Below are 14,650 nucleotides of genomic sequence, written 5' to 3' on the forward strand. Positions count from 1 at the left end.
TATTAGAAAGTATGTCAGTGATTTTCTTATCTATAAGCAAAAAACTTGAAAAAAGTGAATGTTTGCGTTATCATTTTCATATAGAAAGAAAAAGAGGTATTACAGATGGCTATTATCTTACCAGAACTTCCATATGCATACGACGCTTTGGAACCATACATCGATGCGGAAACAATGCACTTGCACCATGACAAACACCATCAAACTTATGTCAACAATGCCAATGCAGCTCTAGAAAAACACCCTGAAATCGGTGAAGATCTTGAAGCCTTGCTTGCTGATGTAGAATCTATTCCAGCTGATATCCGTCAAGCACTTATCAACAACGGTGGTGGACACTTGAACCACGCTCTTTTCTGGGAATTGATGACTCCTGAAAAAACAGCTCCATCAGCAGAACTTGCAGCAGCAATCGATGCAACATTTGGTTCATTTGAAGAATTCCAAGCAGCCTTCACTACAGCAGCAACAACTCGTTTCGGTTCTGGATGGGCATGGTTGGTTGTTAACAAAGAAGGGAAGCTTGAAGTGACTTCAACAGCAAACCAAGACACACCAATCTCAGAAGGTAAAACACCAATCTTGGGCTTGGACGTTTGGGAACATGCTTACTATGTGAAATACCGCAACGTGCGTCCTGACTACATCAAAGCTTTCTTCTCAGTAATCAACTGGAAGAAAGTAGATGAATTGTACGCAGCTGCTAAATAATGATAGTTGGAGGGAAGAATTGTTCTTCTCTTTTTAAGGTTATATTATTTTGGTCTGATAAAATCGTCAGACTTTTTTCATTTTTATGAGAAACGTGCTAACTGCTGGAAATTATGGTAGAATAAAGTATTAAGTAATCGTGGAAAAAGGATATCTATGCGAAAAGAAATTGCACCTGAATTATACAACTATAACAAGTTTCCTGGTCCTGAGTTCCATTTACATAGGGACAAGGTCGAAACGGAAGGGATAGCTTTTTCCTTGGTGGAAAATATCAAGGATGCCTTTGATGTGACGGCTTTTAATCAGCGTTTTTCAGAAGTCTTAACTAAGTTTGATTATATCGTGGGAGATTGGAGCAACGAACAGCTTCGCCTACGAGGTTTTTACAAGGATGACCGAACAGAAGAAAAACTTGAAAAAATCAGTCGTTTACAAGACTACCTTTTAGAGTATTGTAGTTATGGTTGTGCCTATTTTGTCCTAGAAAATGAAGCCCCTAAGCGAGCATCATTTGACAAGAAAATGCGTAAGAAGGAAGAAGAACAGCCTTCTAAAAAAGGAAAGAAACCGGCTCAAACAAAACGAAAACCGAATGCAGATAAGAAAAATAGACGTCGTCAGAAAGACCAGCATTCTCAGAAAGAGGACAAGGGACAACGTCATTTTGTCATTCGTCAGAAGTGAGTAGAGAATAAGGAGAAGAAATGAAACCGTCAATTTATAGTTTAACACGTCAAACCATGCAGGAATGGGTTTTGGAGCAGGGAGAAAAGAAATTCCGTGCAGACCAAATTTGGGAATGGCTTTACCGTAAACGTATCCAGTCATTTGAAGAGATGACCAACCTTTCCAAGGATTTGATTGCTAAGCTTAATGACCAGTTTGTGGTCAATCCCTTGAAACAACGTATCGTTCAAGAGTCTGCTGATGGGACAGTTAAATATCTTTTTGAATTGCCAGATGGAATGCTGATTGAGACAGTACTCATGCGTCAACACTATGGTTTGTCTGTCTGTGTGACCACTCAGGTCGGCTGTAATATCGGTTGTACCTTCTGTGCCTCTGGTTTGATTAAGAAACAACGTGACCTCAATAACGGTGAAATCGTAGCGCAAATCATGCTGGTTCAGAAATACTTTGATGAGCGTGGTCAGGACGAGCGCGTCAGCCATATCGTTGTCATGGGTATCGGTGAACCATTTGATAACTACAACAATGTCTTGAATTTCGTCCGTACTATCAATGATGACAAGGGAATGGCCATCGGTGCTCGTCACATTACGGTTTCAACCTCAGGTTTGGCCCATAAAATTCGTGATTTTGCTAATGAAGGGGTTCAGGTCAATCTTGCCGTGTCACTTCACGCACCCAACAATGAATTGCGTTCAAGCATCATGAAGATTAACCGTGCCTTTCCGATTGAAAAACTCTTTGCGGCTATTGAGTACTACATCGAAACAACCAATCGTCGTGTGACCTTTGAGTATATCATGCTCAATGAAGTCAATGACGGTGTAGAACAAGCCTTGGAATTGGCTGAATTGCTCAAGAACATCAAGAAATTGTCTTATGTAAACTTGATTCCTTATAACCCAGTTAGTGAGCATGACCAATACAGCCGTAGTCCTAAAGAGCGCGTCCTGGCCTTCTATGATACGCTTAAGAAAAAAGGGGTTAACTGTGTTGTTCGTCAAGAACATGGTACAGATATTGATGCAGCTTGTGGACAATTGCGCTCTAATACAATGAAACGTGACCGCCAGAAAGCAGTTGCAGCAGTCAATCCTTAATGATGAAGAAGACCTATAATCATATTTTGGTCTGGGGAGTCATTTTCTATAGTATTTGCATCGTTTATTTTTGCTTTACTCCTCAAGAACAATCTCCCGTGGGGGTGGAAACTCCAGGTATTCAGCATCTTGGACGCCTGGTTTTTCTTTTGACTCCTTTCAATTCTTTCTGGAAACTGGGTGAAGTGAGTGACATAGGACAATTATGTTGGATTTTTCTACAAAATATCCTCAATGTCTTCTTGCTTTTTCCTTTGATTTTCCAACTCCTTTATCTCCTTCCAAACTTGCGTAAAACAAAAAAGGTCCTTCTTTTTAGTTTTCTAGTGAGTTTTGGAATCGAGTGTACGCAGTTAGTCTTGGACTTTTTCTTTGATTTTAATCGCGTCTTTGAGATTGATGATTTGTGGACCAATACCTTGGGTGGCTATCTGGCTTTGATCCTCTATAAACGATTACATAAAAACAAGATAAGGAATTAATATGAGTATTTTAGAAGTTAAAAATCTGAGTCATGGTTTTGGTGACCGTGCAATTTTTGAAGATGTGTCCTTCCGTCTCCTCAAGGGAGAACATATCGGCCTGGTCGGTGCCAATGGTGAAGGGAAATCAACCTTTATGAGTATTGTGACTGGTAAAATGCTGCCAGATGAAGGGAAGGTTGAGTGGTCCAAATATGTGACTGCTGGTTACTTGGATCAGCACTCCGTCCTTGCTGAAGGGCAGTCGGTACGCGATGTTCTCCGTACGGCCTTTGATGAGCTATTCAAAGCGGAAGCCCGGATCAATGACCTCTATATGGAAATGGCTGAAGACGGAGCAGATGTTGATGCTCTCATGGAAGAAGTGGGAGAACTCCAAGACCGTTTGGAGAGTCGTGATTTCTATACCTTGGATGCTAAGATTGATGAAGTAGCGCGTGCTCTTGGTGTCATGGACTTTGGCATGGATACGGATGTAACTTCTTTGTCAGGTGGGCAAAGAACCAAGGTGCTTTTGGCTAAACTCCTCCTTGAAAAGCCTGATATCTTGCTTTTGGATGAGCCGACCAACTACTTGGATGCTGAGCATATTGATTGGCTCAAGCGCTATCTCCAAAACTATGAGAATGCCTTTGTCCTTATTTCACATGATATCCCATTCCTGAACGATGTTATCAATATTGTCTATCATGTGGAAAATCAACAGCTGACGCGTTATTCTGGTGACTACTACCAGTTCCAAGAAGTCTATGCGATGAAGAAATCTCAGCTAGAGGCAGCCTACGAACGTCAGCAGAAAGAGATTGCAGACCTCAAGGACTTTGTGGCTCGAAACAAAGCGCGTGTTGCAACACGAAACATGGCCATGTCTCGCCAAAAGAAATTGGATAAGATGGATATTATCGAACTGCAAAGTGAGAAGCCAAAACCATCCTTTGATTTCAAACCAGCTCGTACGCCAGGGCGCTTTATCTTCCAAGCCAAGGACTTGCAGATTGGTTATGACCGTCCCCTTACCAAACCATTAAACCTCACCTTTGAACGCAATCAAAAGATTGCCATTATTGGAGCCAATGGTATTGGGAAAACAACTCTCTTGAAGTCTCTCTTGGGCATTATTCCGCCAATCGCTGGGGAAGTTGAACGTGGCGACTACCTAGAACTTGGCTACTTTGAGCAAGAAGTAGAAGGTGGCAATCGTCAAACCCCTCTTGAAGCTGTCTGGAATGCCTTTCCTGCACTCAATCAGGCAGAAGTTCGTGCAGTCCTTGCTCGTTGTGGTTTGACAACAAAGCATATCGAAAGCCAAATTCAGGTCTTATCAGGTGGTGAACAAGCCAAGGTGCGTTTCTGTCTCTTGATGAATCGTGAAAACAACGTCTTAGTGCTGGACGAGCCGACCAACCACTTGGATGTAGATGCCAAGGATGAACTCAAACGGGCGCTTAAAGAATACAAAGGAAGCATTCTAATGGTTTGCCACGAACCAGACTTCTATGAAGGCTGGATGGACCAAATCTGGGATTTTAATAATTTAACTTAAGAATGAGAGTAAAAGAAATACAGTACCGAATGGGGATACTGTATTTTTTTGTTTTTAAGATTTAAAATCGTAGTCTTTCACCACTTCGATGCTGTCGATTGTGATAGCAGTAGTTGGCTTGTCTTTTTCATCTTTTTCGGCTTTGGCAATTTTATCTACAACATCCATACCGTCAATCACTTGACCAAATACGGGGTGTTTGCCATCTAGACTAGGGTTTCCCCCTTCTTTATAGGCTTCGATGATTTTCTTTGGATACTTGTTTGTAGGGAGTTTAGCAGAGGTATCTGTAGAGTTTTGGTTGATGAAGAATTGGCTACCGTTGGTGTTTGGTTGACCAGTATTAGCCATAGAAAGAGCACCACGGATGTTATAGAGATAAGGAGTAATCTCGTTCTTGAAACCAGTTCCCTTATCTTTTGTCTTATCCTTGTCATGCCAGATGGACTGACCACCTGTACCGTCTCCCTTTGGATCTCCAGTTTGAACCATGAAGCCATCGATGACACGGTGGAAGGTAATGCCGTTATAGTAGCCTTCTTTGGCATGAGTGAGGAAGTTTTCAACCGCTAGAGGAGCGAGTTTAGGGAAGAGTTTGATACGGATATCTCCTTGACTTGTGTGGAGAATCACTTCAGCCTCGTCTTCAGCAACTTCTTTAGATAGTTGTGGGAAATTGGCGTTTTCGTTTGTCAAAGCATCATTTAACTCCTTGGCAGATTGGGCTGCTGCTTTAGAACTTTCTTCGGCAGCAAGACTGGAATCCACATAGTCATCACCACGCAAACTACGTTGGATGCTGCTACACCCAGCTAGGGCTATAGTGGATAGTAAAAGAAGGGTTGCTAGTTTTTTCATTCTATTCCTCTCAAAAATTCATTTCTACCATTGTACCCTAAAAGGAAGTGGATTTCAAATGTTAGTGACAAGGTAGTTTAAGAGAAAGTCAATCCAAAAATCGCTTGCTTAGAGATTTTTCTTTTGCCTTCAATTCCTAATTAATCAATGAATTTAATACTAGGTCTCGAAAAGAATTATGCTTCCTCTTTCTGTCTGAGTTCAAAGAGGTCTTCTACTTTCAGATTAAAAACTTGAGCAATTTTAAGAGCCATTTCTAGCGAAGGGTTGTAACGATTATTTTCCAAGTGCAGAATTGTCTCGCGTCGCATGCCGATGCGGTCGGCTAACTCCTGCTGGGTCATGCCTGTGGACTCACGAACAGATTTGAGATTAGTAATAATTTTGCTTTCTTTGGCCATGCTTATCCTCTACGTTCCAAGATAAAATAGACAACCGCAAAGATGCTAATCAAGGCAGCCATGCTAATAAATATTTGGCCCATGTAAAGAGTGAGAGCCCCCATATACCCAATGATAACTGCTAGAATCATCAGTGCGCCTAGTATAAAAACAAACATCAAGCTAGCTGCCTTGGCTAAATTAGCATAAAAGCGTTCGTCCGGAGTTTCCTTGACATTTTTCAAACAGAAAAAAACAAATAAAATCAATTCAATAACGAGGCCAATTCCCATAATCCATTCTTTAATACCAGAACTTACGCTTGGGGTCGCAACCCAAATCCCTACTGTATAAAAAATGCTTGCTGCAAAAATAAGTATCGTGTAAAGCTTAGCAGACAAGTCAAAAATAATCTTTCCCTTACCTTTCTGAATCTTATGAGGCCGTGGTTTCATATGTAGCCAGCTCCAAATAGCTATAATTTGACCTGACACTGAAATACCAGCAATAACTAACTTGGGTCCCCAACTAAGATTAGAACCAAATAAAACAGTAAAATCAATAAAGAGAGCTACGGCAATCATTGCAATGAGGCCACGCATTTTTTGACTTTTTTTCATGATAGACTCCTTTTTTATGTTATAAATATATAACACTTAAATTTTATGTTATAAATATATCACATTTAAATTTGGAAAGCAAGAATTTATGTGCCAAGGTGGCAATTATTTGAAAAATTTTTTAATAAAAGCCCTCGCTAGTCAAACAACTAAAGAATTCTTTGAAGCAATCATCGGATTTGGTTTGGATAGTTTCGTTAATAATATTTTATGATAAAAATTTTTTGGAAAATCTAGATACTGTATGAATCTCTACTTTTTTCTTAGACTGTTATAAAGTCTGTCAGAATAAGCGTTATAGGTGTAGAAGTTAATTTTTACAGAACTAAATTATTCCCCTATTTAGAATCTATTAATTCATATTTTATAAATTAATTAGTAGATATCATTCTTAAAATCCTTGATATTTCGTTTGGGAACGGGCTTAGGATTTAGGAGCCAAGTATCCAAATCTCGTTCAGGCGATATGAAGGGCTTGACTTGATGGTCTTTTTAAAATGTTTCTAAAATAGTATTTATGACATTCTCTTTCTGATTTTTCTTTAAAAATATAACAAATTTCTAAATGGTTTAAGAATTTTAAAGTCTGTCAAGTTTTTTTCTTGACACCTGTCAGAAATCTGCTATAATAGAACATGTGCTAAATAGCTCAGCTATTTCACCGAAATAAAAAATAAGAAAAGAGACTTTAAAAATGGCAGTTAAAATCCGTTTGACTCGTATGGGTTCTAAGAAAAAACCTTTCTACCGTATCAACGTAGCAGATTCACGTTCACCACGTGACGGACGTTTCATCGAAACAGTTGGAACTTACAACCCACTTGTTGCTGAAAACCAAGTAACTTTGAAAGAAGACCGCGTTCTTGCATGGTTGGCTGATGGAGCTCAACCTTCAGATACAGTTCGCAACATCCTTTCAAAAGAAGGCGTATTGAAAAAATTCCACGATTCTAAATTCTCAAAATAAGTTTAAAGTAGGTTGACAGATGGATACGATTGAAAATCTCATTATTGCAATTGTGAAACCCTTGATTTCACAACCAGATGCCTTAACTATCAAGATTGAAGATACACCAGAGTTTTTGGAATATCATTTAGATCTTGATCAAAGCGATGTGGGTCGTGTAATCGGTCGTAAGGGTCGCACTATTTCTGCGATAAGAACGATTGTCTACTCTGTCCCAACTGAAGACAAAAAAGTAAGAATCGTTATTGACGAAAAATAAGAAGGGCGGGACGGATGTCTCGCTTTTTTGTGTGGAGAGGTGTAAAATAGCATCTATCAAGTAACAGCATAATCGGGATTTGGAAGGATTTTTGAAGGGGAATATCTAAGACGATAAGAAATCAAATTTTTACTAATAAAGAAGGTATTAGTAAATATAAGAAAGAGAAAGCAAGGAAAATGGTGGATTATGCTATCAAAGTAAGGAATTTCCAAGAGGTAGACAAGCTAGAACTTGTGAGACAAGAACGAGAAAAGCAGATTAGACTCGTAGAGTCCGTTTTAGTCAATGAACTAGATAAACGGTGAAAGTAGGCATAAAATATAAATCCTAGAAATAGCATCTAGCATTTTACTATGCTACAATGGAAAGACAGTCTCAAAGAATTATAGTCAATTAATCTTGAGAATAGCTATTTTTAAAGGGAGTAACAGTATATGAACGAGAAAACAAAAGCTTACCTAGCAGTCTTATCCTTTTCAGCAATCATTGGATTTTCTTTTTTATTTACTAAGATTGCTTTAGGCTATGTCAGTCCTCTCACAAACTTAGCGCATCGCTATACAATCGCAGCTTTAGTAATGGTCGTTCTTCATCAAACAAAACTTATTAAAGTGAGTTTAAGTAGAAAAGATATTCTTTCTATTCTTCCTATGAGTCTTTTCTATCCGCTTTTCTTTTTTATTTTTCAATCCTTTGCTTTACAGTATATATCGTCTTCTGAAGCTGGAATTTTACAGGCTCTTGTCCCGATTTTTACGCTCCTTTTAGCATCGGCCTTTCTCAAGGAAAAGACAAGCTTGCTTCAAAAGTTCTTTTTATTTTTATCCGTAGCAGGAGTAGTTTTCATCTTCCTTAGTAAAGGAGCTAACTTTGGTACTGAGACTGCTAGCTTTGGCTTTCTCTTGATGTTGGGATCTGTTCTCGCCAATGCAATAAACAATATCCTCAGCAAGTCCAAAGGAGGACGCTATCGGGCTATGGATATGACAGCTGTTATGATATTTGTTGGCTTCGTCACCTTTAATACGCTGAGTCTGACCTCGCACTATCTAGATGGCAACATATTAGCCTACGTTGCACCGCTCGGACAGCTTCCTTATCTGCTTTCCATGCTCTATTTGGGAATTCTAGCCTCTATAGTGACTGGTAGTCTCTCTATCTATGCTATTGTTCGACTTGGAGCATCAACCGTCAGTGTCTTTGGTAATCTTGGAACAGTTTTGCCCATTCTAGCCGGAGCCCTTATCCTCCACGAACCAATTTATAGATACCATATGATCGGAGCAACTTTGATTATTGCTGGAATTTTAGGAATGAATCTGATGAGAAGAAAGTAAAGATTGCTTAGCAGTCTTTTTCTTAATCTAAATAATACAGAAAATTCAAAAATTTTAATGGAATCAAGTTTGGAAAACGATGATTTTAATATAGCATGATAAAATAGATAAAAAGAATAATACTAGGATAAAGAAGAGAGAGTTTAGAAATGAAGCAAAATGATATAGCTGAAGCTATTGCTTTTTATAACAGAAAACCTGAGACTCTGATACGTCACATTATACCAGTCGTAGATTGTGATTTGGTTGTTTATCATCGTCCTGGAAACGCAAGTAAAGGACACATTATTTTTTATCATGGAGCTTGTGGACGTAGTCAGATGTGGGCCCGCCAGTATGATGCCTTTGAAGGATTTGACCTCTACTTTGTCAATGTTAGAGGACAGGGTGAATCACCTATGAAAATTGGCCTACCCGACTTAGAAGGTGCTGTTCAAGATGTAGATGCTATTTTGTCCTATTTCCAGTTGGATAAGGTGATATTGGTTGGTCATTCTTGGGGAGGAAATCCACTTCAAGAGTACACCTATCGCCATCCAGAAAGAGTTCTAGCCTTGGTCATGGTAGATAGTTGGGGACAGCATCGTTACCTATCAGATAAAGAGAGAAATCGCATAAAATATAGTTCCCTTATGTATAAAACGATTCCTTGGAAGTTGATTGCAGATAAGAACTCAAAAATGTGTAGTGATAATCCTATCACAAGAGAATTAATCAAGACGGCCATTATAGAAACTGGGAGAGATGTTTTTTTGAACCTTGGAATCACAGGTTTTGTGGCTGTCCATGAGATAGAAGGTTACCATGGCAATCCTCCTATGCTATTAGTAAGAGGCGAAAATGATTTTCCCAAACACCTAAAAATGATCTACGATGGTATCATTGCCTTAAATCCCAATGCGCGTCAAGTAACGATTTCAGATAGTAAACACCAACCGATGAATGACCATCCTAAAGAGTTTAATCAGCTTATTGGTGAATTTTTTGAAGAAGTAGTAGGCCCGTAAGATAGGATCTATCCAACTTGAGAAAATCCTTGGAACGTGTTAAAATAAAGGATAGAAATAGATACAGGAGACAAGATGAACTACTTTAATGTTGGGAAAATCGTCAATACGCAGGGCTTGCAGGGTGAGATGCGAGTCTTGTCTGTGACGGATTTTGCAGAAGAACGGTTTAAAAAAGGCACTGAGCTGGCCTTGTTTGATGAAAAAGATCAGTTTGTTCAAACAGTGACCATCGCTAGCCATCGTAAACAGAAGAACTTTGACATTATTAAATTCAAAGATATGTACCATATCAACGCTATCGAAAGGTATAAGGGATACAGTCTCAAGGTCGCTGAGGAAGATTTGAATGACCTAGACGATGGTGAATTTTATTATCACGAGATTATCGGTTTGGAAGTCTATGAGGGAGAGAACCTGATTGGAACCATCAAGGAAATCCTGCAACCAGGTGCTAACGATGTCTGGGTGGTCAAGCGAAAAGGCAAGCGTGATTTGCTCTTGCCTTATATCCCACCAGTGATTCTCAATGTTGATATTCCAAATAACCGCGTTGATGTGGAAATCTTAGAAGGGTTAGACGATGAAGATTGATATTTTAACCCTTTTTCCAGAGATGTTTTCTCCGCTAGAGCACTCAATCGTTGGAAAGGCTCGAGAAAAGGGGCTCTTGGATATCCAGTATCATAATTTTCGAGAAAATGCTGAAAAGGCCCGCCATGTCGACGATGAGCCCTACGGAGGCGGTCAGGGGATGTTGCTCCGAGCCCAACCCATTTTCGATGCCTTTGATGCTATTGAAAAGAAAAATCCGCGCGTCATTCTCCTAGACCCAGCTGGCAAGCAGTTTGATCAGGCTTATGCTGAGGATTTGGCTCAAGAGGAAGAGCTAATCTTTATCTGTGGGCACTATGAGGGTTATGATGAGCGCATTAAGACCTTGGTGACAGATGAGATTTCCTTGGGGGACTATGTCCTGACTGGTGGTGAATTGGCAGCCATGACAATGATTGATGCTACGGTACGCCTGATTCCAGAAGTGATTGGCAAGGAGTCTAGCCACCAAGATGATAGTTTTTCTTCAGGCCTTCTTGAATACCCTCAGTACACACGTCCCTATGATTATCGAGGCATGGTTGTCCCAGATGTTCTGATGAGCGGACACCATGAAAAGATTCGTCAGTGGCGATTGTATGAGAGTTTAAAGAAAACCTATGAACGCAGACCGGATTTGCTTGAACATTATCAACTGACAGCAGAAGAAGAAAAAATGCTGGCAGAAATCAAAGAAAACAAAGAATAAAGGAGAAACCTATGCAAGTAATCAAACGTGATGGAGAAATTGCTGAATTTAATCCAGATAAGATTTACCAAGCTATCTTAAAGGCAGCTCAGACTGTCTATGTATTGACAGATGATTTACGTCAAAACCTTGCACAAGTCACTAAGAAAGTGGTTTTGGATTTGGAAGAGGCCAAGGTGGAACGTGCTACCATTAGCATGATTCAGTCTATGGTTGAACATCGTCTACTAGGTGCAGGTTACATTACCATTGCAGAACACTACATTTCCTATCGTCTACAACGTGACTTGGAAAGAAGTGGTTATGGAGATCATATCGCAGTTCATTTACATTTTGAACAAATTCGCTAAGAAAAAAGAGTGGGATGAAGCAACTACATCTCACTCTTTCTTAAATCTATTTTTTTGGGCTGTTTGGACAGTTGAAGGGACAAATCGCAGGCGTTGAATATCGCTTATGCGGATAATACGGGTTACATTTTTGGCAAAATTTTTCACGATAATTTGCTGGCGTTGCTGATCGTATTTGATGATGTCACCTGTAAAACTTGTCTCTGACAAGATCAGGTGAACAGCAGTTTGTTTCTGGATAGCCTCTTCAATAGTGGTTGTAAGGGAGTTGCTATCAATCTGGTCTGGTTCTTCATGTCCATTTAAAAAGTCATGTATTTTATCTAGTACTTGCTGGAATTTATGTCTCATAGCGGCCTCCCTTCTTTTATATCAATATTATATAAAATTTTCCTACAATCTACAAGATTTTACGAATAATCAGATGAAAGCTAAAAAAGGAGAAGAAAATGGCAGAATTTACATTTGAAATCGAAGAGCACTTGTTGACTCTTTCTGAAAACGAAAAAGGTTGGACAAAGGAAATCAACCGTGTGAGCTTTAATGGTGCTCCTGCAAAGTTTGATATTCGTGCTTGGAGCCCAGATCATACTAAAATGGGCAAAGGGATTACTCTCTCCAATGAAGAATTTCAAACAATGGTGGATGCCTTTAAAGGCAACTAAGTTTTCAAAATGAAAGAAAAGGATATTGAGTCATGACAACTCTATATCCTTTTTTAGTTAGCAAAGTAAGCCTGATTTTTAAGGCGTTGAAGTAGGGGACGACTAATCAAACTAATAGCCAGAAGTTTACCAAGGTCTGGAATGATAAAGGGAATGACCCCCACAACAAGAGCTTTTTCAAATGCCATTCCAGCTAGAAAATGCAAGCTGAGAATCCCGCCGACAAAGACAAGGGCATCACCCAAGAGGTTTGCAAGAAAAATCTTGACAACACCACTCTTGCTGTTGGTTAGAGAGGAAGTCAGTCCAGAGTAAACGAGATAAAACCAAAGATAGCCTGCAGTAGGACCAACCAACGCCTGCAATCCAGCTCCACCTCCTGCAAAAACAGGAAGACCGATAGCACCTAGAAGAAGATAGAGTCCAACAGAAAGTACAGCCTCTCTCGGTCTAAAGACAGTAGCAATCAAGCCGATTGCAAAGTTTTGCAGAGTGAAGGGAACCGGTCCAATTGGAAGACTGATTTGTGCCAAAACAGCAATGAGAGCAGCTCCAATAGCAGGGATAGCATAAACATGAGCTTTTTTCAAAATAGTTAACCTCTTTTCTGATGTATAGTAACTATTATACTCGTAGAGGAATTATTGTCAACCTATTTATAAACTCAAGGTAACAAGAACTGTAACGGCCGATTTTCCTAACTAGTCAAGTTGGATAATTGTTTTGTTGAATCGAATACATCAAAAAAGAAGCAGATACATTTGTATCAACTTCTTTTATTTCGATTAACGCATAGTTACAAATTCTTCGGATGCAGTTGGGTGAATCGCCACAGTTGCATCAAAGTCTGCTTTGGTTGCTCCCATTTTGATAGCAACGGCAAATCCTTGGATCATTTCATCAACGCCGTAGCCAATTCCATGAAGTCCGACAACTTTTTCTTCTGGACCAGCTGTTATGAGTTTGAAACGTGTTTCTTGACGGTTGCGAGTGCAAGCAGAGTACATAGATGCAAAGCTTGATTTATAAACCTTGATTTGGTCTTGACCGTATTCTTTAATAGCTTGCTCTTCTGTCAAGCCAACAGTTCCGATAGCAGGGTGTGAAAAGACAACGGTTGGAATAGTTGAGTAGTCCATTTTTGCAGTTGTTTTTCCGTTAAAGAGACGTTCAGACAAAGTACGTCCAGCCTTGATAGCTACTGGAGTCAGTTCCTTTTCACCTGTTACATCACCTAGAGCGTAGATTCCCTCAACAACAGTATTTTGGTATTCATCCACTTGGATAAAGCCACGTTCGTTCAGAGTCACTCCAGCTTTTTCAAGTTGCAAACCCTTAACGTTTGGACGGCGTCCTGTAGCCCAGATAACTTGGCTAGCTGTGTGACTAGTACCATCTTCGAAATGAATGGTAATGCCCTCAGCAGTTTTTTCTAACTTGGCAGGGACTTTGTGAGTATGAAGTGGCAAGTTTGTTCTTTCCATTTCCTTTACCAAACCTTCAACGATGTAAGAATCAAAACCACGTAAAGGACGATCGCGGCGAACAAAGAGGTCTGTCTTGACACCAAAAGTGTGGAGTACGCCAGCCAATTCAACGGCAATATAACCAGCACCTAGAATAGCAACTGACTCTGGCAATTCTTCCCAAGCAAATACATCATCAGAAGAGCCACCTAGCTCAGCACCAGGAATATTTGGAATACTTGGATGGGCACCAGTCGCAATCACAATATGTTTAGCACGAATCAGTTCATCATTTACGCTAACAGTATGAGAATCTACAAATTCAGCATGACCTTCAATCAAGTCTACACCGTTGCGTTTAAAACTGCCATCATAAGAAGAACGAGCGCGATCGATGTAGGCTTCACGATTGCGACGTAGTGTTGCAAAGTCAAAGTTAAGATCAGTAGTCTTAAAGCCGTAGTCTTCTCCAAATTGATGGAAAGTCTCAGCAATTTGTGCCCCGTACCACATGATTTTTTTAGGAACACAACCGACATTGACGCAAGTTCCACCTAATTTCTTTTCCTCAATAACGGCCGCTTTAGCTCCGTGTTCACCAGCACGGTTCATGGTAGCAATTCCTCCGCTACCTCCACCGATAGCAATGATATCGTATTCTCTCATTGAAAACTCCTTTAGACTCTTTGAAATAGTAGAGTGTCATTTTTTGATAGTCATATTCTATCTTTTTTTTTATCTGATTGCAAAAATCTGCTACGTTCAAAAAAATTAAAGAAAAGGCTTGCAAAAAGGAAAAATAAAGTGTATCATATAACTAGTACAATGGTAATAAAAATAGATTCCGAACAATAATCAAATCCTGAAATGTCATTATTTCGTTCTGAACGGTTATTGTTTATATTT

At 39.6% G+C, this 14,650-nt stretch carries 19 protein-coding genes; 13 read left to right on the forward strand and 6 right to left on the reverse strand.

The features are described from left to right. Nucleotides 1–105: 105 nt before the first annotated feature. The 5 genes from sodA (at nt 106) to B7698_RS05980 (ending at nt 4,529) form a co-directional block, all read left to right on the forward strand. Nucleotides 106–711 carry a superoxide dismutase SodA gene (gene sodA / locus B7698_RS05960; RefSeq protein ID WP_084864972.1) on the forward strand — a complete coding sequence of 202 codons (606 nt, stop codon included), beginning with the start codon at nt 106–108 and terminating at the stop codon, nt 709–711. A gap of 156 nt (nt 712–867) precedes the next feature. Further along, nucleotides 868–1,398, forward strand: a complete 531-nt coding sequence (locus tag B7698_RS05965) for a YutD family protein (protein ID WP_084864973.1) — start codon at nt 868–870, stop codon at nt 1,396–1,398. Nucleotides 1,399–1,418: 20 nt separating this feature from the next. Continuing rightward, nucleotides 1,419–2,504, forward strand: coding sequence for a dual-specificity RNA methyltransferase RlmN (rlmN, locus tag B7698_RS05970; protein ID WP_077805285.1), 1,086 nt, complete (start codon nt 1,419–1,421; stop codon nt 2,502–2,504). Continuing rightward, nucleotides 2,504–2,986 carry a VanZ family protein gene (locus B7698_RS05975; protein ID WP_084864974.1) on the forward strand — a complete coding sequence of 161 codons (483 nt, stop codon included), beginning with the start codon at nt 2,504–2,506 and terminating at the stop codon, nt 2,984–2,986. Before rlmN ends, B7698_RS05975 begins: the two co-directional genes overlap by 1 nt. Before the next feature lies 1 nt (nt 2,987). Beyond that, nucleotides 2,988–4,529 (forward strand): ABC-F family ATP-binding cassette domain-containing protein, encoded by a 1,542-nt coding sequence (locus tag B7698_RS05980; protein ID WP_084864975.1) that lies wholly within the window; start codon nt 2,988–2,990, stop codon nt 4,527–4,529. A 54-nt stretch (nt 4,530–4,583) separates the two neighbouring features. Here the strand turns inward: B7698_RS05980 and B7698_RS05985 are convergent, their stop codons facing one another. The 3 genes from B7698_RS05985 to B7698_RS05995 all read right to left on the reverse strand — a co-directional run bounded on the left by B7698_RS05985 (nt 4,584) and on the right by B7698_RS05995 (nt 6,387). Beyond that, nucleotides 4,584–5,387: a peptidylprolyl isomerase gene (locus B7698_RS05985; protein ID WP_084864976.1), complete on the reverse strand. Its 804-nt coding sequence runs from the start codon at nt 5,385–5,387 to the stop codon at nt 4,584–4,586. A 176-nt stretch (nt 5,388–5,563) separates the two neighbouring features. Continuing rightward, nucleotides 5,564–5,788: a helix-turn-helix transcriptional regulator gene (locus B7698_RS05990; RefSeq protein WP_001041099.1), complete on the reverse strand. Its 225-nt coding sequence runs from the start codon at nt 5,786–5,788 to the stop codon at nt 5,564–5,566. A gap of 2 nt (nt 5,789–5,790) precedes the next feature. Then, nucleotides 5,791–6,387 carry a hypothetical protein gene (locus B7698_RS05995; RefSeq protein ID WP_084864977.1) on the reverse strand — a complete coding sequence of 199 codons (597 nt, stop codon included), beginning with the start codon at nt 6,385–6,387 and terminating at the stop codon, nt 5,791–5,793. Between the two features lie 694 nt (nt 6,388–7,081). Here B7698_RS05995 and rpsP point away from each other — a divergent pair. The 7 genes from rpsP (at nt 7,082) to B7698_RS06030 (ending at nt 11,613) form a co-directional block, all read left to right on the forward strand. Further along, nucleotides 7,082–7,354, forward strand: coding sequence for a 30S ribosomal protein S16 (gene rpsP / locus B7698_RS06000; protein ID WP_000268760.1), 273 nt, complete (start codon nt 7,082–7,084; stop codon nt 7,352–7,354). Nucleotides 7,355–7,373: 19 nt separating this feature from the next. Next, the gene (gene kphA, locus B7698_RS06005; protein WP_000379617.1) at nt 7,374–7,613 is read left to right on the forward strand and encodes an RNA-binding protein KphA; all 240 of its coding nucleotides are present in this window, start codon (nt 7,374–7,376) and stop codon (nt 7,611–7,613) included. 437 nt (nt 7,614–8,050) lie between these two features. Then, entirely contained in the window at nt 8,051–8,953 is a 903-nt protein-coding gene (locus B7698_RS06010) for a DMT family transporter (RefSeq protein WP_084864978.1), read from the forward strand. 149 nt (nt 8,954–9,102) lie between these two features. Continuing rightward, nucleotides 9,103–9,960: an alpha/beta fold hydrolase gene (locus B7698_RS06015; RefSeq protein ID WP_084864979.1), complete on the forward strand. Its 858-nt coding sequence runs from the start codon at nt 9,103–9,105 to the stop codon at nt 9,958–9,960. A gap of 75 nt (nt 9,961–10,035) precedes the next feature. Continuing rightward, on the forward strand, nt 10,036–10,554 hold the full coding sequence (rimM, locus tag B7698_RS06020) for a ribosome maturation factor RimM (protein ID WP_084864980.1): 519 nt from the start codon (nt 10,036–10,038) through the stop codon (nt 10,552–10,554). Continuing rightward, complete coding sequence (trmD, locus tag B7698_RS06025; RefSeq protein WP_000686915.1) at nt 10,544–11,263, forward strand: tRNA (guanosine(37)-N1)-methyltransferase TrmD; 720 nt, start codon at nt 10,544–10,546, stop codon at nt 11,261–11,263. The genes rimM and trmD overlap by 11 nt, the downstream gene beginning before the upstream one ends. Nucleotides 11,264–11,274: 11 nt before the next feature. Further along, the gene (locus tag B7698_RS06030; RefSeq protein WP_001196040.1) at nt 11,275–11,613 is read left to right on the forward strand and encodes an ATP cone domain-containing protein; all 339 of its coding nucleotides are present in this window, start codon (nt 11,275–11,277) and stop codon (nt 11,611–11,613) included. Nucleotides 11,614–11,643: 30 nt separating this feature from the next. On the opposite strand, the gene B7698_RS06035 is transcribed toward B7698_RS06030, so the two are convergent. Continuing rightward, nucleotides 11,644–11,964, reverse strand: a complete 321-nt coding sequence (locus tag B7698_RS06035) for a hypothetical protein (RefSeq protein ID WP_084864981.1) — start codon at nt 11,962–11,964, stop codon at nt 11,644–11,646. A 98-nt stretch (nt 11,965–12,062) separates the two neighbouring features. Between B7698_RS06035 and B7698_RS06040 the strand changes: the two genes are divergently transcribed. Next, nucleotides 12,063–12,278, forward strand: coding sequence for a YdbC family protein (locus B7698_RS06040; protein WP_000807422.1), 216 nt, complete (start codon nt 12,063–12,065; stop codon nt 12,276–12,278). A gap of 53 nt (nt 12,279–12,331) precedes the next feature. Here B7698_RS06040 and B7698_RS06045 read toward each other — a convergent pair whose 3' ends face one another. Together B7698_RS06045 and gor are read right to left on the reverse strand one after the other, a co-directional pair. After that, on the reverse strand, nt 12,332–12,868 hold the full coding sequence (locus B7698_RS06045; RefSeq protein ID WP_061439281.1) for a biotin transporter BioY: 537 nt from the start codon (nt 12,866–12,868) through the stop codon (nt 12,332–12,334). 195 nt (nt 12,869–13,063) lie between these two features. Beyond that, nucleotides 13,064–14,410 carry a glutathione-disulfide reductase gene (gene gor / locus B7698_RS06050; RefSeq protein ID WP_084864982.1) on the reverse strand — a complete coding sequence of 449 codons (1,347 nt, stop codon included), beginning with the start codon at nt 14,408–14,410 and terminating at the stop codon, nt 13,064–13,066. Nucleotides 14,411–14,650: the final 240 nt, after the last annotated feature.

This window comes from Streptococcus mitis (assembly GCF_002096855.1).
Lineage (GTDB): Bacteria > Bacillota > Bacilli > Lactobacillales > Streptococcaceae > Streptococcus > Streptococcus mitis_Y.

Bases quoted from the DNA above. Each gene is read 5' to 3' on its own strand.
- B7698_RS05995 (WP_084864977.1), bottom strand. From the start codon at position 6,387: ATGAAAAAAAGTCAAAAAATGCGTGGCCTCATTGCAATGATTGCCGTA.
- B7698_RS05980 (WP_084864975.1), top strand. From the start codon at position 2,988: ATGAGTATTTTAGAAGTTAAAAATCTGAGTCATGGTTTTGGTGACCGT.
- B7698_RS06010 (WP_084864978.1), top strand. From the start codon at position 8,051: ATGAACGAGAAAACAAAAGCTTACCTAGCAGTCTTATCCTTTTCAGCA.
- B7698_RS05975 (WP_084864974.1), top strand. From the start codon at position 2,504: ATGATGAAGAAGACCTATAATCATATTTTGGTCTGGGGAGTCATTTTC.
- B7698_RS06035 (WP_084864981.1), bottom strand. From the start codon at position 11,964: ATGAGACATAAATTCCAGCAAGTACTAGATAAAATACATGACTTTTTA.
- B7698_RS05985 (WP_084864976.1), bottom strand. From the start codon at position 5,387: ATGAAAAAACTAGCAACCCTTCTTTTACTATCCACTATAGCCCTAGCT.
- trmD (WP_000686915.1), top strand. From the start codon at position 10,544: ATGAAGATTGATATTTTAACCCTTTTTCCAGAGATGTTTTCTCCGCTA.
- rpsP (WP_000268760.1), top strand. From the start codon at position 7,082: ATGGCAGTTAAAATCCGTTTGACTCGTATGGGTTCTAAGAAAAAACCT.
- sodA (WP_084864972.1), top strand. From the start codon at position 106: ATGGCTATTATCTTACCAGAACTTCCATATGCATACGACGCTTTGGAA.
- rlmN (WP_077805285.1), top strand. From the start codon at position 1,419: ATGAAACCGTCAATTTATAGTTTAACACGTCAAACCATGCAGGAATGG.
- B7698_RS05965 (WP_084864973.1), top strand. From the start codon at position 868: ATGCGAAAAGAAATTGCACCTGAATTATACAACTATAACAAGTTTCCT.
- gor (WP_084864982.1), bottom strand. From the start codon at position 14,410: ATGAGAGAATACGATATCATTGCTATCGGTGGAGGTAGCGGAGGAATT.
- B7698_RS06040 (WP_000807422.1), top strand. From the start codon at position 12,063: ATGGCAGAATTTACATTTGAAATCGAAGAGCACTTGTTGACTCTTTCT.
- B7698_RS06030 (WP_001196040.1), top strand. From the start codon at position 11,275: ATGCAAGTAATCAAACGTGATGGAGAAATTGCTGAATTTAATCCAGAT.
- B7698_RS06015 (WP_084864979.1), top strand. From the start codon at position 9,103: ATGAAGCAAAATGATATAGCTGAAGCTATTGCTTTTTATAACAGAAAA.
- rimM (WP_084864980.1), top strand. From the start codon at position 10,036: ATGAACTACTTTAATGTTGGGAAAATCGTCAATACGCAGGGCTTGCAG.
- kphA (WP_000379617.1), top strand. From the start codon at position 7,374: ATGGATACGATTGAAAATCTCATTATTGCAATTGTGAAACCCTTGATT.
- B7698_RS05990 (WP_001041099.1), bottom strand. From the start codon at position 5,788: ATGGCCAAAGAAAGCAAAATTATTACTAATCTCAAATCTGTTCGTGAG.